Here is a 4549-nt window from a genome sequence, read left to right on the forward strand (position 1 = left end):
CGGCGATCAGGGGCGGCGTCGCGCTGACGGCGATGACGCCGGGCTTGACGTCCTTCGGCGCTTCGCGCACGACGGTCTGCGCGTACGCCACGGAGGCGGCGAAAGAAAGGCCCACGAGGGCGGTTCGGGTCCAGCGGGTCATGGTGTAGATCCAGGGGCTGTAGGGGGCCGGGCCACTGTGCGGGGCAGGGCCCGGGCTGTCAACGCGCGCTGTTGCGCGGATGCGAGTGCGCGCGGCAGGGGCGGAATTATCCCACGCGGCGGGATCCCGGCGGCCGCATCGGCCGGGCGAGGGGCTGCCGGCCAGCCCAGGCATGCCCATCGGCCGGGCCGGGGTTGTAGCGCAGCCCCTTGGTCCGTCCCTGCTGCGCCGGCGACCCGGAACCTTGATCCACGTCAAAAACCCACAACCGGCTGCCGGGGCAATATATGTATTCCGGTACTGCAATACCGATTTAGATGGAGCGAGGCATGGAGACACAAGCGCTGGACCCCGAAGCCGGGCTGGACGAGATCCTGGAGTACTGCAACAACCTGCGGCAGTCGCCGCCCCCGGCGGACGACGCGCTGCCGGCGGGCTTCACGGGAACGCTCGGCCACTTCCCGGTCTACTTCCCCGAGGAGATCGCGCACGCCGCCGGGCTGCTGCCGGTCAACGTGCTCGGCGGCGGCAACAAGCTGGAGCTGAAGCACGCGGACGCCCACATGGGCTCGTTCATCTGCTCGATCTGCCGCTCCACCACGGAGATGGGCCTGAACGGGCAGCTGCAGGGGCTGAAGGGCTTCATCACCCACCCGATCTGCGACGCCGCCAAGCACCTGGCCGGCATCTGGTCGCGCAACATCCCGGAGCAGCTCGCCCAGATCCTGTACCTGCCGCAGAACCCCAACACGCCCGGCGCGATCCGCTTCGTGGCCGCGGAGTACCAGCGGCTGCGCGGCGAGCTCGAGCGCCGCTCGGGCCAGGAGGCCTGCGACACCAAGCTGCGCGCCAGCATCGCCGCGTACAACCGCAACCGCAAGCTGCTGCGCGAGCTGTACGCCATCCGCCGCGACGAACCCTGGAAGGTGAGCTGCACCGAGTCCTACCTGCTGCTGCGCGCGCGCACCCGCATCCCCTGCGAGGCCCACAACGCGCTGCTGGAGCGCGCGCTCGACGCCATCCGCGCCCGCCGCCGCGCCGCCCAGGACAAGCCGCGGGTGGTGTTCGTCGGCGGCTTCTGCGAGCAGCCGCCGCTGGAGATGCTGGAGGCGATCGACGACAACTGCTACGTGGTCGACGACGACCTGCTGATCGGCCTGCGCTGGATCACCAACGACGTGCCCTCCACCGGCGACCCGATCTGGGCGCTGGCCGAGAGCTTCGTGCAGCGCTCCGCCGCCAGCCCGGTGCAGCACGACGAGCGCAAGACCAAGGAAGGCTACCTGATGGACATGCTCGCCTCCAGCCGGGCCGACGCGGCGATCGTCACGGCGGCCAAGTTCTGCGAGCCCGGCCTGGACGAACAGGTGGCCTGGTCCAAGCACCTCGACGAGGTGGGCGTGCAGTACCTGGTGCTCGAGTTCGAGGAAAAGATGACCTCGTTCGAGCAGATGGCGATGCAGCTCGAGACCTTCGCCGAATCCCTCCTCTTCGCCACCGCCTGACACCGGAGCCGCCCATGACCACCGCAACACTCGAACGCGCCGAAGCGCAGGCCGCACCGGCAGACGAATTCAACCCGATCCAGGAAGGCCAGCGCCTGATGAAGGCCTGGTACGCCGGCCTGGAGCAGGCCAAGGAGCGCGGCCAGAAGGTCGCCAACGTCTTCGTGATGGGCAACGCCATCGAGATCCTGCGCAGCTTCGACTTCCAGCTGGTGTTCCCCGAGATCAACTCGCTGCAGACCGGGGTGAAGAAGGTCTCCGAGGGCTACCTGCGCGAATCCGAGGACTACGGCTACTCGCCCGACGTGTGCTCCTACGTCAAGGCCGACGTGGGCCTGATCCTGCGCCAGCAGAAGCACCCGGCGGGCACCATCCCGCACGCCGACATCGCCATCACCTCGAACATGTGCAGCACGTTCATCAAGTGGGGCGAGATCTGGGAGCGCATGCTCAAGACGCCGACCTTCACGCTGGACCTGCCCGGCCAGCGCGGTTCGAACTGGCAGGTGCGCCGCGGCGACGCCCAGCACATGGCCGACTCCCAATGGGTGGAGTCGCAGTTCCGCGACCTGATCACGCGCTGCGAGAACATCACCGGCAAGCGCTTCGACTTCGACAAGCTCGCCCAGGTGCAGGACCGCGTCAACCGCATGGTCTACCACTGGAACAACGTGATGGCGCTCAACCGGGTCTGCCCTGCGCCCTACAACGCGATGCTGGACGGCCTGACCTACATCGGGATCATGAACGTTTACCGCGGCACCGAGGAAGGCGTGGAGTTCATGCGCCGGCTGGAGGAGCAGCTGCGCGCCAAGGTGGCGCGCGGCGAGGGCCGGGTCAAGGAGGAGCGCTTCCGGCTGCTCTTCTCGGGCACGCCGTGCTACGTCTCGATGCGCCGGCTGGTCGAACTGTTCGAGAGCTGGGGCGGCGTGTTCGCGTATTCCGACTACCTCACCTTCGCCGCCGGAGGCATGGATGCCGGCGAGATGGTCTACGACACCTCGCGGCCGCTGGAAAGCCTGGCCGAGATCTCCGCCCTGGCGGCGCAGCGCGGACTGTCCAACCAGTTCTTCGCCCACGAGCGCCTCGCGCAGCAGATCAAGGAATACGACGTCGACGGCGTCGTCTTCCACGGCATCAAGAGCTGCCGCTTCGTCTCCTCCGGCATGGCCGACACGCGCAACTACCTGAACCAGCGCATGAACATTCCCAGCCTCTACGTCGAATCCGACCTGATCGATCCGCGCTACTGGTCCGACGCCCAGATCAAGAACCGCGTCGACGCCTTCTTCGAATCGCTGCACCAGCGCGGCGGGCCGGCGCCTTCGGCGCGCGCGCAGGCGGCCATCGCCGACGGGAGCCAGCAATGAAATACATCGCAGGCGTCGACGTCGGATCCACCCAGACCAAGGCGGTGATCCTGGACGAGAACGGCAAGCTGGTCGGGCGCGCCCTGCTCGACATGGAGACCAGCATGGTCACGATCGCGCAGGATGCCTTCCGCGCGGCCCTGACCAACGCGGGCCTGCAGGAGGAGCAGGTGGCGCGCATCGCCAGCACCGGCTACGGCCGCTACAACGTGTCCTTCGGCCACCAGCAGGTCACCGAGATCACCTGCCACGCGCGCGGCGCCGTCGCGCTGTTCCCCAACACCCGCACCGTGATCGACATCGGCGGGCAGGACACCAAGGCGATCGCCGTCAAGCCCGACGGGCAGGTGGCCGACTTCACCATGAACGACAAGTGCGCGGCCGGCACCGGCCGCTTCCTCGGCGCCGCCTCGTACGCGCTGGAGATGTCGCTGGGCGACCTCGGGCCGCTGGCGCTGAAGTCGCAGAACCCGGTGCGCATCACCACCACCTGCACGGTGTTCGCCGAGTCCGAGATCATCAGCCACCTGTCCAAGGGCATCCCGCCCGAGGACGTGCTGATGGGCGTGCACCAGGCGATCACCAGCCGCTGCGTCTCGCTGGCGCGCCGCGTCGGCGTGCACTCGGAAGTCACCTTCACCGGCGGCGTGAGCCGCAACGTGGCGATGGTCAAGCTGCTGGAGGAGGCCGTGGGGCTGAAGATCAACGTCAGCCCCGACGCCCACTTCTGCGGTGCGCTGGGTGCGGCGCTGTTCGCCCGCGACCACGTCTTCGCCCCGGCGGCCGAGCCGGCCGCGGCCCACGCCTGAGGAGAAACGATGATCTACGTTGTTGGACTCGATATCGGATCGACCTACACCAAGGCGATCGCACTCGACGGCGACCGCAAGGTCGTGGGCACCGCCGTGCGGCGCACCGGCTTCAAGCTGGCGCAAGCCTCGGAAGCGGTGTTCGAGGACCTGCTGGCCAACGCCGGCCTGCAGCGCGGCGACATCACCTACGTCGGCGCGACCGGCTACGGCCGCTACACCGTGCCCTACCGCCATGCGCAGATCACGGAACTCACGGCGCACGCCCAGGCCGCGGTGCACCTGTTCCCCGACACCCGCACCATCCTGGACATCGGCGGCCAGGACATCAAGGCGATCAAGGTCGACGAGCAGGGGCGGGTGAAGGCCTTCCGCCTGAACGACAAGTGCGCGGCCGGCACCGGCGCCTTCCTCGAGAAGACCGCCCGCTACCTCGGCCTGACCACCGAGGACATCGGCCCCTATGCGCTGCGTTCCACCGCGCCCAAGGCGATCAGCAGCGTGTGCGCGGTGTTCGCCGAGTCGGAGGTGATCAACCACCTGTCCAACGGCATCCCCGCGGAGGACATCATGATGGGGGCCATGGTCTCGCTGGGCGGACGGGCGATCCAGCTGATGCGCCGGGTCGGGCTGGAGCCGGGCTACATGCTCACCGGCGGCATGACGCGCAACGAGGCGATGGTGCGGGCGCTCGAGGAGGCGCTGGGCGAGAAGTTCCACGTC

4 protein-coding genes are annotated in these 4549 nt (G+C 68.4%); all 4 read left to right on the forward strand.

The window, feature by feature from the left end:
• Positions 1-471: 471 nt before the first annotated feature.
• Entirely contained in the window at positions 472-1647 is a 1176-nt protein-coding gene (locus tag VFM98_RS22865; protein ID WP_325112195.1) for a 2-hydroxyacyl-CoA dehydratase, read from the forward strand.
• A gap of 14 nt (positions 1648-1661) precedes the next feature.
• A complete protein-coding gene (locus VFM98_RS22870) occupies positions 1662-3017 on the forward strand; it encodes a 2-hydroxyacyl-CoA dehydratase family protein (protein WP_325112196.1) in 1356 nt (451 codons plus the stop codon).
• Positions 3014-3826, forward strand: coding sequence for an acyl-CoA dehydratase activase (locus VFM98_RS22875; RefSeq protein ID WP_325112197.1), 813 nt, complete (start codon positions 3014-3016; stop codon positions 3824-3826). The genes VFM98_RS22870 and VFM98_RS22875 overlap by 4 nt, the downstream gene beginning before the upstream one ends.
• A gap of 9 nt (positions 3827-3835) precedes the next feature.
• Positions 3836-4549, forward strand: a 714-nt coding sequence (locus VFM98_RS22880) for an acyl-CoA dehydratase activase (RefSeq protein ID WP_325112198.1), incomplete at its 3' end; no start/stop codon positions are given.

It is taken from the genome of Ramlibacter sp. (assembly GCF_035706265.1).
GTDB lineage: Bacteria > Pseudomonadota > Gammaproteobacteria > Burkholderiales > Burkholderiaceae_C > Ramlibacter.